The following is a 16989-nucleotide window of genomic DNA, read 5'->3' as shown; positions in this document are numbered from 1 at the left end:
CGTCAAAAGCTTGCTTTTGTAAGTATGAAAATGGAAAACCCTAAATGCACCAAAGGCGCAGAAGGGTCTTTGGGTAAGCCCCCCATTCAGGAAGTCGGCCGAACGAAGTGAGGCCGACAATCATATACAAATACATTCTTTTTTTCTTATATTTAATAAGCTGATTTATTCACGAAAAGCATTCCATATGTCTTTAAGATTCCTATTTATTATAACGGTGGTACTCTGTACTATCCTCTCCTGCAGCTCATCTAATCAAACTACCCAACAATCACCACCAGACCATCATACGGCTCAAAATGCATTGGATTGGCAGGGAACCTACTCTGGAATTCTTCCTTGTGCTTCCTGTTCTGGTATTGAGACAGAAATAACATTAAATAACGATCAAACATATGTATTAACCCAGGAATATTTAGACAAACAAAACGTTTTTACCAGTAAGGGGAAATTCACCTGGCAGAATAACAATATCCAATTAGAAGATTCTGCCAGTAAGGATTCCAAAATAATCTTTAAAGTAGAAGAAGGCAGACTAAGAAAGTTAGATACTCAAGGTAATCAGATTGAAGGCGCGATGGCAGACAATTATATTTTATTTAAGAGTGGAAATTTTGAAATTGAAAACACAAAATGGGTGCTCTCCGAAATAAACGGAAATATTATTAAAGGCAAATCTGAAACCCACTACCTGATATTTCATTCCAAAGAAAGAAGATTGGAAGCAAAAGCCAATTGCAACAGCCTAAGTTTCAATTACAAAATCAGAAATCAACAGGAACTAAGGGTTAACCAGGGCATGAGTACATTGATGGCTTGCCCGGATACCACAGAACTAAGCCTGGCAAAAGCATTAAATAAATCCATCAAAATAAACAGGGATGCAGACATTTTGTCTTTTTATGGAAAAGACCAACAAGTGCTAATTAAATGTGTAAAATCTCAGGAATAAAATCATGTCTACCACCAGTCACCACGACGAAAAAATAGCTAAAATGAGTTTTGCCTCTGTGTATCCACACTATGTGGCAAAGGTTGAAAAAAAAGGAAGAACCATTGCTGAGTTACACAAAGTAATTGAGTGGCTAACAGGTTATACAGAATCACAAATTCAACAACTGATTTTAGATAAAGTTAATTTTTCCGAATTCTTTTCAAAAGCCCAACTCCACAGAAATGCTGAGTTAATCAAGGGCACAATATGTGGTTACAGAATTGAAGAAATCGAGAATGCTTTAACAAAACAGGTACGTTATTTAGACAAAATTGTAGATGAATTGGCCAAAGGGAAGTCTCTTGAAAAAATAATGCGCTGATACTATTTGCGCTTTACTTTCTAAAAGTTGAAATACGTATTTACAATAACGCCATTGTTATATTGAAATACATTCCTGTTATTCACTTCCCTGCCCAACTGTACAATTTGATTGATATAACCAGCCTCAATTCTGAAAGAATTATTTATTGCTTTCCCTACTAACAGACCAATCCGGTTCTGATCAAATACATTTTCCCCAACATTCTTTCCAAATCCTATTAGTATTTCATTGTATGCGGCAATGTAAAGTGAATTAGGTGCATTTTTTGTTAATGGAATTTGTCCCCTTATCATGTAGCGCATCCGATTCATAAACAAAAAATCATCGTCTTTGGAATCAACTGCAGAAGTATACCTGCCAAGCCATCTTTGCTCCAACATAAAACGATGTGACAGGGATACTTTACCAATTTTATCGTTGATGGTCGCCATCTGATAAGTACGATGTTCTGTAAATTGCTTCCCAAATGCGTTTAAGGGTATATCACCGTAGGAAAAAGTTTCTATCCATGCATAACCGAATCTAAGTTGAACTTCTTTATTCAGTTGGTAATTGATGCCTGTTCTAAGCAAACTTTGTTGCCAGTCTTTAACTACTTGATCTCTGCGCCATTGATATTCTGTATGAATGCTCCAGTTAGCATTTAATTTAAATGTACCAAAATAGTTGAACCACCCAATTGAATTCCTGTCGTTAATTCTGTTGGTTTGGGAAAGGATGGTATTGGATGAAAGTAATATGGTAAAAGTAATGAGAAGTAAGGATTTTGAAATTGTCATCATTTTACATTCTTTTAAATCTAGGCAAATTAACGAGGGTTTCTTCTAAAAACTCTACTTTGCCCGAATGAATATCATACAAAGCACCCACAATTAACAATTCCCCGTTTTTATATTTTTTACTTAAAATAGGTTCAAGGTCTCTTAGACTATTTACCTGTTCTATAACATTTTGCCGAACTGCGTTCTCTACTTTATTACCTGGCTTATTAGCGCTTTTTGAAACGGCAGATTTAATTTCATTAATTAGGGTAACTATATGACCAGGGACATCTTCGGGTCGCTCAACTGCTGCAGCAACAGCTCCACATTCTGTATGACCGAGCACTACGATCAGCTTGGTTTTTAGTTTTAGAGTGGCAAACTCCATGCTGCCGTAAGAAGCAGCTGCAGATACCTGTCCAGCTGTTCTGATGATAAATAAATCCCCCAGACCTTGATCGAATATTAATTCATTGGGAACTCTGCTATCTGAACAGCCTACAATAGTTGCAAATGGGGCTTGACCATCTTCCAGTTTTTTGCAAAGTCTCTGCATTCTGTCGGGGTTTTATGCTTTTCCCTTCTACAAATCTTCTGTTGCCTCCCACTAATTTCTGTATGCCAATGTAGGGGTTGGCATAAGCAGAATCCCTATCCATTGTATAATTTTCATTTGCCCATCTAAATTTTTTTATATCAATATTGGTTGAATTGGGTTTAGATTGTCCTAAAGCCGCAGTTAAAAAGGCTAAAAAAGCCGTTAAGGTTAAAATCACTTTCATAATTGAGTTTTCTTGGTTAACATTGTATTGGCTCAATTCGTTTGTTTCTTAGTTGGAATTATATGTTAATTGAAGCGCTTTTTTATTCACAAACAGATTAGATTAATGAAAGAAATTCAGGGTCAGCAATTTGATAAAGCATTGGCTATTGAAGAAGCAGAATATGAAAATTGCATTTTCAATCAATGCAACTTCAGTAATCTGGATTTATCCGGGTATAAATTCATCGACTGTGAATTCAGGTTTTGCAATCTAAGTTTGTGTAAACTTCTCAAATCCACGTTGCAGGATATTGCATTTAATGATTGTAAGTTACTGGGCATTAAATTTGAAACCTGCAACCCGTTTTCTTTATCCTTTTCGTTTGAGGGTTGTCAGCTAAATCACAGTTCATTTTATCAAATGAAAATCCAGAAGACGAAATTTTCTAATTCAGCTCTGATAGAAGCTGATTTTACAGAAGCCGATTTAAGTGCGGCAATTTTTAATGATTGTGATTTATCTGGCGCCATTTTCGACAGAACCAACCTGGAAAATGCAGATCTTAGAACAGCTTTAAATTTTTCTATTCACCCCTTGAATAATCAAATAAAAAAAGCCAGATTTTCAAGTAACAATTTAATGGGTTTATTATACCCCTTTAACATTAACATAGATTAGAATTTATGAAACCTGCCATCATTTTCAGCTATATCCTATTGCTTATTAACCTTTCATGTAAATCCAAAAAAGATTTCAAAACAGAAAGCGGTATCAAGCAAACGCCTTCCGCTGTTTTATCAAATCTACTAAATGGGAATCTTGATAGTACTACGGGAACAATAAAATGGACAGCAACTGAAGGGGATATCATTGAGTATAATGGACAGTTTACTGACTCTCAATTTCTCTTTTCTACTATAGACACGATTTTTACAATCAACCAAAACAATGAAACAGAATACCTGGCTGTTTTTAGCACTGCTCCTATGACAAAGGATGATACAGGAAAAATGGTGAATGCCAACGATTGTCATGTCTGCGGACTAAAATTGGGATATTTCACATACAGTTTTGTAAACGACAGTTTGCAAATTCATAACTTTAGAAAGAATTTTGCCACACATGGATCGTTTGGAGAAAAATCATATTTGATTTCTTTTGTAAACCTGGGTGATGGATATGAAATATTAAAAATTGATGACCCCTACAATGGCATGGGAATCTCAACAGTTACTACCAAGTTTTACATGTCTGGCGAGTTACTCTTAAGCATGATTTCCCTGGAAGACAATGCCGGGAACTATGATTCAACCCAGAAAGGTTACTATGAATTCAAAACTGAATTTGCATATAATCCGTCGAAACATACAATCAACATTAACCAGACAGGATTTAAAATAGATGAAATATCAGGCAAAAGGAAATCAATTCTCAAACGTAAGGAATTGCCATTTGACCAGTACTCTCTTTCCTTTTAATAGCCCTCTGTTACATATGATACAATTTAATTTATCTTCATTTTATCATTACAGGAAGAAAGCATTATAAATTATGAATCAGCATCTATCGCAGATTGCAATTGTTGTGGATGATTACGACAGGGCAATTGCTTATTATACTCAAAAACTACATTTTGAGTTGGTAGAAGATACAATATTGAGTGAGACAAAACGATGGGTAATTATAAAGCCGAGGGGAAATGGGAACTGTAGATTGTTGTTGGCAAAAGCGGCCAATGAAGAACAAAGCTCCAGAATTGGTGACCAAACGGGTGGCAGGGTATTTTTGTTTTTGCACACAGACAATTTTCAAAGAGATTATCAAAATCTACTTGAGCAAAAAATACCCATCGTTAGAGAACCCAGTAAAGAAGCATTTGGAACCGTTGCCGTTTTCCAGGATCTATACGGCAATTTATGGGACTTAATTGAACCCATGGCATTTACCAATAATCCGGTAACCAGTTCTGAAATTCCCCGGTATGCTCCAACAGTACTTGAACCGGTAGAAGCAACTTATAAAAAAGTATTATACCTGAGTTGGTCTTTATTTTTTCTTATTCTTACAGTTATTGCCATACCCCTGTTTATCTGGGTAGATGCCTTACAAAAGAATTGGATAATTTTTAGCACTGTGGGAGCCTTATTGCTGATTTGCTTTACTGTTATTGCATTCATTGAGATTGGATTTAAAAATCTGGCATGGGCAATCAGAGAAAAAGACCTGATTTGCAGAAAAGGTTGGATTTTTCAGGATACGCATATCATCCCTTTTGGGAAAGTTCAAAACTGTGTAATTCAATCCGGACCCATTGGCAGAAAATTCGGGTTGGCTTCCATAAAATTAATGACAGCGGCCAGTCACCTGGGGGATATCAGTATCAATGGTCTTAAAAAGGAAACAGCAGAGCAGCTGAAAGATTGGATGACGGAAAAAATGGTGAGGAATGAGTCGAACTAAAACCGATTGGACGAAGCCTCAAAAGCTTTCACCCGTAGCCTTACTATTTATAATTGGAAAAACAATCAGGGAAAGCTGGGTACTCATTTTGTATTTTATTGTCAGAGCTTTCTTTAAACAAAATGAGGAAACAGATGATTCCGAAAGGCGTTCAGATAAACTGATATATTTCTTATTATTGACTGCGGCCATACTATTGGTTTTTCACATACAAAAATTCATTCAGTTTTTTAAGACTCGTATTTATATTAACGGGAATGAATTAATGGAGGAAACCGGCATTTTCACCAGGAAAACCAAAACAATTCCAATTACAAAAATTCAATCTGTGCATTTGGTACAGAATTACATTCATCGGTTTACAGATACCTGTACCATGAAAATAGAAACAGCGGGTAGTGAAAAAACAGAATTGGAATTATCAGCTATAGATTATCATAAAGCACTGGATTTGCAGGATATACTCCAGCAAAAAGAATTAGTCTCTGCTGCCAATATCTCCAACAATAACAGCATACAGTTAATGGGTCTGCGCAATATCGATCTATTGAAACTGGCTATTTCAGAAAATCATATCCGGACGCTTTCTTTAATTTTTGCATTTGCCATGTCGAGGCTGGATGATCTCAGACAGTTTTTTGGTAAAAAAACAGATGCAATTATAGATGAACAGGTAAATCAGATCAACTTTACGGCTTCCATGATTGCAGGCATGATTGGCTTGGGCATTGCCATTACGCTTGCTTTCTCAGTAATACGTGTTTTATTGCGTTATAACGATATGCAATTGACCGCCAATCAAAAGGGATTTAAGGTAAAATGGGGCTTTCTTCAAACACAGCAGAAAATGATGCTGCAGAATAAAGTACAACTGATAAGCTGGAACAGCAACTTTGTTCGAAAATTGCTGGGCATCAAAATTCTCCGATTCTTTATGGTTGGCGAAAACATTCTGAAAGATGACCAATACATCAAACTTCCCGTTATGCAGGAAGATGTTTTGAAAAAGCTTTCAGCGTACTATCAGCCCTTTTGGCCTTCTCTATCCGAAAATCCAAACTATACACATCCTTCTTATGCCTGGAGGGTAACGATGATTTATATTTTACCAGTGGCTTTTGCAGCATCAGTAGCCTTGTATTTCTGGGAACCCTGGGTGATGATTATTCCACTTCTGCTCTTCCTTTATTTTCTTGTTACTTTTAAAATCAGACATATGAAATTCATATTCTGGTATAACCAAACCTCATTGCAGATTCAGAAAGGTATTTGGGGAGAAGAACATATCTTATTGAATTTTAAGAAAGTACAACATGTAGCATTGGAAACCAGTCCTTTTCTGAGAAGAATGGAACTCGCTACACTGGTGTTGCATACCGCCGGTGATTCCATTAAACTTCCATTTATTCCTTTATCAAAAGCGCAGGCTATAGCTGACCGTTGTTTATATGAGATAGAGTTGGATAAGTCTTAACATAGCGCGGCATCATAATTGGATTTATTTATTCATTCATCACTAAATAAACCATTATGAAACAAAAACTTTACCTAATCTGTGGCCTGGTTATTCTCTTTAGTTCCTGTACTGTAATCCGTCAGGGAGAAGTGGGCGTAAAGAGACGTCTTGGAAAAATTGATCCTGAGTATGTGGAACAAGGACCCAAGGGATACAATATTTTCACTACAGCCATTTTAAAAGTACCCACCCGAATCATGAATATTGAAGTAAAACCAGACCTGCCTTCCAAAGAGGGGCTTACTATACGTTCTGAAATTTCTATTCTGTATAGAATAAAACCTGAAGCTGCTCCAAAAATTGTTCAGAATATAGGGTTGAATTATGAAAGTGAAGTTATACTTCCTGTTTTCAGATCAGCATCAGCAGATATCACTTCAAAGTTTCTTGCTAAAGACATGCACAGCGGAGAGAGAGCCCAGATTGAGAATGCAATCAGGAAACAAATGACAGATATTCTGGAACCCAGAGGGTTTGTGATTGACAATGTACTCATGAAAAGTATTCGTTTGCCGGAAGGACTTGCAAGAACTATTGAGGAAAAACTACAAGCTGAACAGGATGCACAAAGAATGGAGTTTGTAAAGGAAAGAGAAAAGAGGGATGCAGAGAGAAGGATTATAGAAGCAGAAGGCAAAAAAGAAATTGCACGCATTCAGGCAGAGGGAGAAAAGAATGCTGCAATCATTCAGGCAGAAGCCAGAAAAAAAATCTTTGAAATTGAAGCAGAGGGTAAAGCAAATGCTGTTACTATTGAAGCCATGGCAACCAGAAAAGCAAACGATACAATAAATAAAACCCTAACGCCTTCTATTCTGAAACTAAGACAGATAGAAGCTTTCAGAATGTTATCTAATAGCAATAATAGCAAATTGGTAATTACAGATGGTAAAACGCCCTTCCTTACCCTACCAGATAAATTTTAGTTGAGCAGGGCTTTTTTATACCTTCATGGCAGAAATTTTAAGTATGTCTAGTTTTATTATAACCTGCCCTAACTGTAATCACCAATTTGAACCAGGTGATACCATGCGTGAAGAGATTGAGAAAGAACTTCGAGGCAAAATGATCGACTGGCAGAAGAAAAAAGAACTAGAAACGGCTGAATTGCTGGAGGCTGAAAAAAAGCGAATGCAGACTGAAATGCAGGAGTCCCTTCGCAAATCTCTGGCAGCCGATTATGAAAACCAATTGAAAATTTTGCAGCAAAAGGCAGTTGAATCAGAAGAGAAGTTAAAAGAGTCCCGAAAAAAGGAATTGGAATTTCTTCAAAAAGAACAGGCTTTAAAGGCAAAGGAAGAAGAAATTCAGCTTACCATTCAGCGACAATTACTGGAAGAAAGAACAAAGCTGAAAGAACAGTTACAAAAAGAAGAAGCAGATAAAATTAGCCTGAAGGAACAGGAATATCAATTAAGGACGAAGGAACTGGAAAAGCAGATTGAAGACCAGAAGAAACTGGTAGAAGAAATGCGCAGAAAACAAGAGCAGGGAAGTATGCAATTGCAGGGTGAAGTGCAGGAGTTAATGCTGGAAGAAATGCTTCAATCTACTTTTCCATTCGACAAAATTGAGGAAGTGGGCAAAGGCGTTCGCGGAGCAGATTGTATTCAGATAGTTCGCAATCAATTTGGAAATGAATCTGGCAAGATCATATATGAGAGTAAGCGTACCAAGGATTTCTCCAATGAATGGATTGAAAAATTAAAAAAAGATATGCGCAGTTTTGGCGCTGATGTTGCAGTTATTGTTACCCAGACTTTCCCGAAAGACATGGACCGTTTCGGAGAAAAGGATGGCGTTTATATCTGCACTTTCTCCGAAGTCAGATCCGTAGCCCTTTTATTAAGAAATGCCTTGTTGAAAATAGCAGAGGCCAGAAAAAGTCAGGAAAACAAAGGTGATAAAATGGTCATGCTGTACGACTATTTAACCGGCACCGAATTCAGTGAACAGTGGAAAGCGATCCGTGAGGGTTTCATGACCATGCGACAGAGTATTCAGCGGGAAAGAGACACCATGGAAAAGCTTTGGAAAGCCAGGGAGAAGCAATTGGAAAAAGTATTGCTGAATGCTGCTCATATTCAGGGTTCTGTGGAAGGAATTGCAGGCGCAGATGCGGTTAATCTGAATTTACTGGAAGACAACGATCCACTATTGATTGATTAGTCGTTCACTACATATACCAGGCTTAAGCTAGCACTCAGCTGGTACTGCAGCACTAAGTCCTGGTAGAAATCCCCTTTGGTAAAACGGGCTTGCAAACGCCCGGAAGTCCCCAGCTTACCGGCTTTTACCTGCATGCATTCACTGAAGTCCACATCACCCCTTCCCCACCATTTAAACATGGCTTCCTTGGCGCTCCACAATAAAGTGAGTGTGCTGAATCTTTCAGCAGGTTCCAATCCCTCTATATTCCACTCCAATAACTCAGCAGTATGTAAAAATTTATGCCTGATTTTATCTACCCGATGCGTTACCAGTTCCACATCAATTCCCACCCTGCAATTAGAACTTACAATGGCTGCAGCATAATCTCCGCAATGAGAAATAGAGAAATGATACTCCTCGTCGGGCAAATAAGGTTTACGGGTATCGGCAATCTGAATTAGCGCTGATGGAAAATCTGAAAACAAATACGGCAGCAAAAATCTCCCTGCCAGGTGCTGTAAACGCTTGTGAGGATGGGTTACCCACTGCTGCACACTCACTTTTTGGGTAAAAAACGATTCCGGCTCATCAATCTTCCAGACTGCCAGACGGGTAAAATCGTTGATATTATGTTGATAATGCAGCGGCACGCTAAAAATTTTTATGTATTGTATGCAGAATTAGTATTTTTTTGCAATACAACTGTAAAATTAAACAGAATGATTTTAAGCGACTTACGTATACTGGAGGAAATAGCCAAGGGTACCATTGTTATTGAACCCTATAACCGTGCAGATTTGGGAAGCAATAGCTACGATGTACACCTCGGGAAATGGCTGGCTACCTATACAGATGAAGTGCTGGATGCAAAGAAGCACAACACCATTACGTATTTCGAAATTCCCGAAGAAGGATATGTATTACATCCCAGCGGTTTTTATTTGGGTGTAACCGAAGAATATACCGAAACCCATGCCCATGTTCCCTTTTTAGAGGGCAAGTCTTCTACAGGAAGATTGGGGATAGACATACATGCTACTGCCGGTAAAGGCGATGTTGGTTTTTGCGGAAACTGGACATTGGAAATTTCCTGCAAGCAACCGGTTCGGGTTTACAGAGGCATGCCGATTGGTCAGCTGATTTATTTCCCTGTTGATGGAGAAATTGGTGTAAAATACAATCAGAAAGGTAATGCCAAATACAGTGGTCAACCCAACAAGCCAATTGAAAGCATGATGTGGAAGAACAAATTTTAATTGAGCTTCCAAACACTTGCAGTAAGAATAGTGGCAAAGCTAACCCAGGCAATATAAGGCACCAGTAACCAGGCAGCTGCTTTTGAAAGTTTGCTGAATTGAATTATGGTTAACAGGATAAAAATCCACATGACAATAATTTCTATTGTTGCGGCACCAATGGCATGCAGGGAGAAGAAAATAATGGACCAGAAAAAATTCAGCACAAACTGAATAATAAAAAGCTGAATGGCTTTTTTTCTTATATCCGTTGCCGGCTGTTTCCAGATTAAATAAAAAGCAATTCCCATCATGGTATACAAACTGGTCCAAACCGGGCCAAATAGCCAGTTGGGTGGATTAAAAGATGGCTTATTTAAACCAGCATACCAGTTTGGAATTTCAGCAATGGTAAATATTCCGCCCAAAGATCCAATGCCAACAGTGGCAACGATGGAAATGATTAATTTCTGTGTATTGCTTAAACTCATGATTTGTTTTTTTGATAATTAATATACCAGGCAATGATTTCATTATAACTCTTTATACCCGCAGCTTGTTGTTGCAATTTTAAAAACTGATCGTACAATTCGTTGCTGATAGGACTAATGGCATTTTTTCGCTGGTTAAAAAAATCCCTGATTTCTTTTCTGTCCTGCTTCACTAAGGTATCCATCCTGCTTCTGTTTTCCTTGACCATTTTTTCAAAATCACTATAGGGTAATTGGGCCGAAAGTAAATATTGTTCATAGAAAGCATATCCCAGCAAATCCAGGTAAAGCGAATATTTCAGGGTGGGATTATTACTGGCTTCAGCAGCAAGCAGGCCTGCAAAACTCGCTTCACTCTCACTGGCATAGCCCAGCTGGTGGGCTACTTCGTGACAGATAATATAAGGATTCAGGATGGCTGGCAAATCATCCCGAAGATTGGCTTCGCCGGTAAAAGGTATATAATAGCCAGTAAAACCAATATAGTCAGCAACCGGTGTTAACCAACTTCTTTTTACAGATTTAATTTGAATAGATAAAAAAGGAAATCGCCCGGAAGCATTTTGAAATCCTTTTTGGGCTTCTGCTACCAGTTTCTCAAGCGACATTTCAGGTATGGCCCCCTTCCCTAACAATTCTCTGTAGTGATTGGCTGAATCTATTAGTTGCAGGGTTAATGCATTGATTTCTGAACCCGAATAAGTTGCTTTACTCAATTTCAGCTGAGCGGCTATACCCTTTCGGTAATAATTAATCCCCCAGAAAAGCTGAAAAACAAAGAGAATGCTAAATATCCAGCTTGCTACACTAACCCATTTTCTCTGAAATAGCTTCCAGATAATGATCAGAATAAGTCCTGCATAAAGCCAGTCACCAATATTAAATGGGAAAATACCAGACAAGGTTCTCAGCCATTCCGATAAAAGTGGATAAATTTTAGGGGCATAGCAGTTTTCCACAAAAGCCTCCCAATTCCCCAAAAAAAGGCTGAATATGGCCAAAATACCCGCGGAAATACAAATTTTCAGGTTATTTTGGTCTTTTACAAGCATAGTGAAAACTCCTTTACCGGTTAAAGTTACTACAGCAAATGAATCACCGGGGCTTATTTTTAGTTTACTTTGGCAAATTCCCTTGTTTTTTCTACCTTTGCAAACCCTTAAAACGTGGATATGAATCATCGGCGCGAATATGAGATCGCATTTGTGGGTTTGAAGCCGGGCGTTCATTTGTACGAATACAAGGTGGACGACAAGTTCTTTATACCATATGGCGAGCAGGATTTTAGCCTGTGTGATGCAACCGTAAAACTGTATCTCGACAAAAAATCGGGATTCATGCAATTGAAATTTGATATTGACGGTAGTATTCAGGCAGGTTGTGATCGGTGTGGCAATACCCTTCCACTGCAACTATGGGACGAGTTCAATATCATTGTTAAAATGGTGGACGAACCCGATACCATGAATGAGCAGGAAGAAGATCCGGATGTTTATTACATCAGTAGAAACGAAAGCCACTTGATGGTTGCAGACTGGATTTACGAGTTCGTAAATCTGAGCATACCTTTGCAAAAAACCTGTTCACCCGAAGAAATGGGTGGACCGAAATGCAATAAAGAAGTGTTGGAAAAATTAAGAAAGATGGAAGAAGAAGCTGCTAAAGACAGCACTCCAACTATCTGGAAAGGACTGGAAAAATTTAAGGACTTAGAATAAAATTTTTGATATTATAAATTTTGAGCAATGCCAAATCCAAAACGCAGACATTCACAGCAAAGAAGTGCTAAAAGAAGAACGCACTATGTAGCACAGGAAGTTACTTTAAGCAAAGATTCTACTACTGGAGAAATTCATGTTCGCCACCGTGCGCATGTAAGCGAAGGTAAATTGTTCTATAAGGGAAAACTGGTAGCTGAAAAAGCTCCATTGAAAGCGTAACCTTATAGTTCAACATACCATTTGCTTGCTGAAATGAATATAGGAATAGACATGATGGGAGGTGATTTCGCACCGTTAGAAGCGGTGAAAGGTATACTCCTGTACCTAAACAATTCCAGCAATTCAGTAAACATATATTGCATAGGTGATGAGAACCTGGTACAGCCTCTTGTAAAAGAGTACCAGCTTTCATCACCTAATTTGCATTTTGTGCATGCCCCAGAAATCATCGGATACCATGAGCATCCAACAAAAGCGCTAAAAGAAAAGCAAAAATCTTCCATTGCCATAGGTTTCCATTTATTGGCCAGCGGAAAACTAGATGCTTTTATTAGTGCCGGTAACACCGGAGCCATGCTGGTGGGCGCTATGTTTAGCATCAAAGCCATTGAAGGGGTTAGCAGACCTACTATTGCCACTATTATGCCTAAATTAAATGGGCAGACCGGGGTATTACTCGATGTGGGCTTAAATGCAGATTGTAAACCCGAAGTTTTAAACCAGTTTGCTGTATTGGGCAGCTTATATGCTGAACATATTCTGGGAATTCAACAACCCAGTGTTGGCTTAATTAATGTAGGAGAAGAAGAAGGAAAAGGCAATATTCTTGCACAAGCAACCTATCCCCTGTTGAAAGAAAACAAGCAGATCCGTTTTATAGGAAACATTGAAGGAAGAGATTTCTTTAATGACAAAGCCGATGTGATGGTTTGCGATGGATTCACCGGAAACATTGTATTAAAAATGGCGGAGTCTTTCTATGATATTGCCAAAGAAAGAAATCTCTCCAACGATTCTTATTTAAATCGTTTTCACTACGAAAACTATGGTGGAACCCCTGTTCTGGGTGTAGCCAAGCCTGTAATTATTGGTCATGGAATCAGTAACGACAAGGCATTTTCTAATATGATTGCATTGGCTGAGAAAATGATCAGCAGTGATATCTGCAATAAAATGGCTGCTTCTTTTAAAGCATCCTAATTTAACCCACTAATCATTTTTCATGTTCCGCATTTTTTGCAGGCTTCTTTTACGCTTAAGCGGATGGAAACTCGATTCCAACCTTCCCAAGGATATTCATAAATCCATTGTAATAGCAGCCCCTCATACGAGTAACTGGGATTTCTGGTACATGATATTATCTTTTGGTATTTATGGATTAAGAATCAGGTTTACTGTTAAAAAAGAATGGATGCGTTTTCCTTTTAACCTAATCATGAGACCGCTGGGTGGAATTGCCATTGACCGCAGTCCCAGAAAAGATGGTAACAGACCCAGTCTGGTTGAAGCAATGGTTGATTTATTCAATGCAAACGAAGAATTGATTATAGTAATTACACCAGAAGGTACGAGAAGCAGACAGACAGCCTGGAAAACCGGGTTCTTTCATGTGGCACAGAATGCCCATGTACCCATTCTATTAGGTTATGTTGATTATGAAAAGAAAACTGCAGGCATAGGAAAAAAAGTAATGCCAACTACCTACCAGGAAACCATGAAAGAAATTATGGAATTCTATCGGAACATACATCCCAGGTTCCCGGAAAAATTTGCGCTGGATCAAAGCTTTTTGTAGAAGCCGGTACATCAGCAAATAAACAATATCTTTGAACAAACATTTGTTAGTTTATGTGGAAGAAAAACGTATTGGAGACCATTGGTAATACCCCAATGATTCAGTTGAATAAAGTATCAAAAGGTTTACCTGGCACCATCCTGGCCAAAGTAGATTACTTTAATCCCGGCAACTCCATTAAAGACCGTATGGCTTTGAAAATGGTAGAAGTAGCTGAACAGGAAGGAAAATTAAAACCGGGTGGAACCATCATTGAAGGAACCAGTGGCAATACCGGTATGGGACTGGCTTTAGCTGCCTGTGTAAAAGGATACAAATGTATTTTTGTTACTACCGACAAACAATCCAAAGAAAAGGTTGATATACTGAAAGCAGTAGGTGCAGAAGTAATCGTATGCCCTACCAATGTAATGCCCGATGATCCAAGAAGTTATTACAGTGTAGCCAAAAGACTGGGTAAGGAAATACCTAATTCCATGTATATGAACCAGTACGATAACCTGGCCAATCGTCAGGCGCATTATGAAAGTACCGGACCTGAAATATGGGAACAAACAGAAGGCAAAATAACTCACCTGGTATGTACGGCAGGAACCGGAGGTACTATTACAGGTACAGCAATGTATTTAAAAGAAAAGAATCCGAATATTCAGGTATGGGCTATTGATGTTTACGGTTCTTTGTTAACGCATTACTATCAAACCGGAGAAGTAAATATGGATTATGTGCATCCATATATCAGCGAAGGATTTGGAGAAGATTTTGTGCCGGAGAACTATGATATGAGCGTGATAGATCATTTTGAGCAGGTTACCGATAAAGATGGTGCTGTAATGGCCAGAAGAATAGCCAAGGAAGAAGGACTTTTTTGCGGATACAGTGCAGGAAGCTGTTTGCAGGGATTGATGCAATTAAAAGATAAACTACCGTCAGATGCAGTTGTGGTTTGTATTTTTCATGATCACGGCAGCCGTTATGTGGGCAAAGTATACAACGATCAGTGGATGATGGAAAGAGGATTTCTCGACGTAAAAACTTTCAAGGATATAGTGAACGGAAGACAAGCCAAGCGATTGATTTCCGTTAGTCCGGAAGATACTGTTGCAGAAGCGGTAGCTCTCATGAAGAAATACGATATTGAGCATATACCTGTAATGCAGGATGGGCAACCCGTTGGCACTGTTTCAGAAAATGGTTTGTTTCAGAAAGTGTTTAGCAATGCCGACATTAAGGATGCCAAAGTAGGCAGTGTAAGTGAGCCCTCCTACCCTGTTGTAGATTTTGATACACCGGTGGAAAGACTGGGTAGTTTAATAAATAAGGAAACCGGAGCTGTACTGGCAAAAGATGAAAAAGGTGACTACCATATTGTTACCAAATACGATGTACTGCAAAGTTTAGCCAAATAAACAATTATGATTTCTACGCGACACATGGTTTTCATGCATGTTGCAGAGCTTTTGAGTTTTTCAAAAGCCAGTCAGGTATTGTTTATTTCGCAACCTGCTATTAGTAAGCATATTCAATTACTGGAAGTACAGTATCAAACCAGGCTTTTTGAAAGGAAAGGACTACAGATTGAGCTTACAGCAGCTGGTCAGTTACTGCTCAGTCGTTTACAGACGGTAAAGACAATTGAACAACAAACCGAATTTGATATCTCTGTTTTACAAGATGCCTTACAAGCAAGGGGTAACTTAAAATTAGGAGCCAGCACAACCGTTGCCCTGTATATTTTACCCAGGGTAATGTCTGCCTTTAACCAGCAATTTCAGCAAGTTGAAATTAGTTTACTGAACCGTAATTCCGAATTGGTAAAAGAGGCATTGATTAACAAACAGATTAACCTGGGCATTATTGAAGAAAACAGTAAGGTTCCCCAGATACAATACACACCTTTTATAACCGATAAGGTTATTGCAGTTTGCAGTAGCCATAGTAAAGTGTTGAAGAAGAAATCTTATTCCTTGCAGGAACTCGTTGAGCTGCCTATTGCTTTAAGAGAAGTGGGAAGTGGCACATTGGCTGTGCTTAAGCGGGGCTTATCTAAACATAAAATTAATTTATCCCAATTAAAAGTAAAAGTGAGACTGGGAGGAACAGAAGCTTTAAAAAACTTTTTACTGGCTTCTGATGCGGTGGGATTTCTTCCCAATATATCTGTTCAGAAAGAATTAAAAGCGGGTGAGCTGAAGGAGATTCAGATAGAGGGCCTTCAATTGCAGCGACAGTTTTTCTTTATTGAACGCCGGGGAGAAAAAAGTGAGCTGAATAAAGTTTTCATTAAAATGGCCAATTCTATATATAACTATTAGTTATCGACTATAATTATATAATCATTTAAGATTATCTGGTCAGGGCTAGCTTTACGGTATGAAAAACCCATCTTCGGCAAGCATGACAGTGTCCGGTATACGAGGACTTGAATGTAGTAATTGTGGTAAACTCTACAGCCATACATCATTGCAGACATTTGCAACCTGCTGCAATGTTCCTTTAAATGCAATTTATGATTTGCCATCTTCTGGAAAGGAATTCATTCGTACAGCTATACAATCTATGTGGAGATATCAGCCGGTTTTGCCCGTATTAAAGGAAACCAATATTGTTAGTTTAGGAGAAGGATTTACACCCTTAAGCAAGTTGAATAAATTATCCATGCATTTGGGCTTACATGAAATCTGGCTAAAAGACGATGCCAGAAATCCCACAGGTTCTTTCAAAGCAAGGGGATTAAGCATGGGAGTATCAAAAGCAAAAGAACTGGGTATTCAAA

The 16989-nt window shown here is 38.4% G+C and carries 21 protein-coding genes; 16 read left to right on the top strand and 5 right to left on the bottom strand.

Annotated features, from left to right (window positions below; all coding sequences use genetic code 11):
- The first annotated feature begins 187 nt into the window (after positions 1 to 187).
- Together P767_RS17460 and P767_RS0103890 are read left to right on the top strand one after the other, a co-directional pair.
- Entirely contained in the window at positions 188 to 952 is a 765-nt protein-coding gene (locus P767_RS17460; protein WP_051417077.1) for a copper resistance protein NlpE N-terminal domain-containing protein, read from the top strand.
- A gap of 4 nt (positions 953 to 956) precedes the next feature.
- The gene (locus P767_RS0103890) at positions 957 to 1316 is read left to right on the top strand and encodes a DUF2200 domain-containing protein (protein WP_026763477.1); all 360 of its coding nucleotides are present in this window, start codon (positions 957 to 959) and stop codon (positions 1314 to 1316) included.
- Positions 1317 to 1336: 20 nt separating this feature from the next.
- On the opposite strand, the gene P767_RS0103885 is transcribed toward P767_RS0103890, so the two are convergent.
- Together P767_RS0103885 and P767_RS15725 are read right to left on the bottom strand one after the other, a co-directional pair.
- Positions 1337 to 2101, bottom strand: coding sequence for a DUF2490 domain-containing protein (locus P767_RS0103885; protein ID WP_026763476.1), 765 nt, complete (start codon positions 2099 to 2101; stop codon positions 1337 to 1339).
- A gap of 1 nt (position 2102) precedes the next feature.
- Positions 2103 to 2636, bottom strand: a complete 534-nt coding sequence (locus P767_RS15725) for a carbonic anhydrase (RefSeq protein ID WP_216593199.1) — start codon at positions 2634 to 2636, stop codon at positions 2103 to 2105.
- A 331-nt stretch (positions 2637 to 2967) separates the two neighbouring features.
- On the opposite strand from P767_RS15725, the gene P767_RS0103875 reads away from it, so the two are divergent.
- From P767_RS0103875 to P767_RS0103850, 6 genes are all read left to right on the top strand, one after another.
- Positions 2968 to 3522 (top strand): pentapeptide repeat-containing protein, encoded by a 555-nt coding sequence (locus tag P767_RS0103875; protein WP_051417075.1) that lies wholly within the window; start codon positions 2968 to 2970, stop codon positions 3520 to 3522.
- Between the two features lie 5 nt (positions 3523 to 3527).
- Positions 3528 to 4322 carry a hypothetical protein gene (locus P767_RS0103870; protein WP_026763474.1) on the top strand — a complete coding sequence of 265 codons (795 nt, stop codon included), beginning with the start codon at positions 3528 to 3530 and terminating at the stop codon, positions 4320 to 4322.
- 73 nt (positions 4323 to 4395) lie between these two features.
- On the top strand, positions 4396 to 5304 hold the full coding sequence (locus P767_RS18100) for a PH domain-containing protein (protein WP_084799810.1): 909 nt from the start codon (positions 4396 to 4398) through the stop codon (positions 5302 to 5304).
- Complete coding sequence (locus tag P767_RS0103860) at positions 5291 to 6778, top strand: PH domain-containing protein (protein WP_026763473.1); 1488 nt, start codon at positions 5291 to 5293, stop codon at positions 6776 to 6778. The genes P767_RS18100 and P767_RS0103860 overlap by 14 nt, the downstream gene beginning before the upstream one ends.
- A 56-nt stretch (positions 6779 to 6834) precedes the next feature.
- Entirely contained in the window at positions 6835 to 7746 is a 912-nt protein-coding gene (locus tag P767_RS0103855; RefSeq protein ID WP_026763472.1) for a prohibitin family protein, read from the top strand.
- A gap of 43 nt (positions 7747 to 7789) precedes the next feature.
- Positions 7790 to 8989: a DUF2130 domain-containing protein gene (locus tag P767_RS0103850; protein WP_037352238.1), complete on the top strand. Its 1200-nt coding sequence runs from the start codon at positions 7790 to 7792 to the stop codon at positions 8987 to 8989.
- On the opposite strand, the gene P767_RS0103845 is transcribed toward P767_RS0103850, so the two are convergent.
- The gene (locus P767_RS0103845; RefSeq protein WP_026763470.1) at positions 8986 to 9621 is read right to left on the bottom strand and encodes a 4'-phosphopantetheinyl transferase family protein; all 636 of its coding nucleotides are present in this window, start codon (positions 9619 to 9621) and stop codon (positions 8986 to 8988) included. The two genes, P767_RS0103850 and P767_RS0103845, sit on opposite strands and share 4 nt — an antisense overlap.
- A gap of 69 nt (positions 9622 to 9690) precedes the next feature.
- On the opposite strand from P767_RS0103845, the gene dcd reads away from it, so the two are divergent.
- Entirely contained in the window at positions 9691 to 10227 is a 537-nt protein-coding gene (gene dcd, locus P767_RS0103840) for a dCTP deaminase (protein WP_026763469.1), read from the top strand.
- Here the strand turns inward: dcd and P767_RS0103835 are convergent.
- The gene (locus P767_RS0103835; RefSeq protein WP_026763468.1) at positions 10224 to 10697 is read right to left on the bottom strand and encodes a TspO/MBR family protein; all 474 of its coding nucleotides are present in this window, start codon (positions 10695 to 10697) and stop codon (positions 10224 to 10226) included. The two genes, dcd and P767_RS0103835, sit on opposite strands and share 4 nt — an antisense overlap.
- Complete coding sequence (locus P767_RS0103830; RefSeq protein ID WP_026763467.1) at positions 10694 to 11878, bottom strand: DUF3810 domain-containing protein; 1185 nt, start codon at positions 11876 to 11878, stop codon at positions 10694 to 10696. Before P767_RS0103830 ends, P767_RS0103835 begins: the two co-directional genes overlap by 4 nt.
- Between P767_RS0103830 and P767_RS0103825 the strand changes: the two genes are divergently transcribed.
- The 7 genes from P767_RS0103825 to P767_RS18630 all read left to right on the top strand — a co-directional run.
- A complete protein-coding gene (locus P767_RS0103825; RefSeq protein ID WP_026763466.1) occupies positions 11870 to 12415 on the top strand; it encodes a YceD family protein in 546 nt (181 codons plus the stop codon). The genes P767_RS0103830 and P767_RS0103825 overlap by 9 nt on opposite strands.
- A gap of 27 nt (positions 12416 to 12442) precedes the next feature.
- Complete coding sequence (rpmF, locus tag P767_RS0103820; protein ID WP_026751917.1) at positions 12443 to 12637, top strand: 50S ribosomal protein L32; 195 nt, start codon at positions 12443 to 12445, stop codon at positions 12635 to 12637.
- A gap of 33 nt (positions 12638 to 12670) precedes the next feature.
- Positions 12671 to 13618, top strand: coding sequence for a phosphate acyltransferase PlsX (plsX, locus tag P767_RS0103815; RefSeq protein WP_026763465.1), 948 nt, complete (start codon positions 12671 to 12673; stop codon positions 13616 to 13618).
- A gap of 22 nt (positions 13619 to 13640) precedes the next feature.
- Entirely contained in the window at positions 13641 to 14213 is a 573-nt protein-coding gene (locus P767_RS0103810) for a 1-acyl-sn-glycerol-3-phosphate acyltransferase (protein ID WP_026763464.1), read from the top strand.
- Positions 14214 to 14266: 53 nt separating this feature from the next.
- On the top strand, positions 14267 to 15622 hold the full coding sequence (locus P767_RS0103805) for a pyridoxal-phosphate dependent enzyme (protein WP_026763463.1): 1356 nt from the start codon (positions 14267 to 14269) through the stop codon (positions 15620 to 15622).
- Positions 15623 to 15628: 6 nt separating this feature from the next.
- Positions 15629 to 16528 (top strand): LysR family transcriptional regulator, encoded by a 900-nt coding sequence (locus tag P767_RS0103800; RefSeq protein ID WP_026763462.1) that lies wholly within the window; start codon positions 15629 to 15631, stop codon positions 16526 to 16528.
- Between the two features lie 244 nt (positions 16529 to 16772).
- Positions 16773 to 16989, top strand: a 217-nt coding sequence (locus tag P767_RS18630) for a pyridoxal-phosphate dependent enzyme (protein WP_216593198.1), incomplete at its 3' end; no start/stop codon positions are given.

The organism is Sediminibacterium salmoneum NBRC 103935, assembly GCF_000511175.1.
Taxonomy (GTDB): domain Bacteria; phylum Bacteroidota; class Bacteroidia; order Chitinophagales; family Chitinophagaceae; genus Sediminibacterium; species Sediminibacterium salmoneum.
Note: the sequence above shows the minus strand (reverse complement) of the source record. Positions and strands in the feature narration are given on the sequence as shown.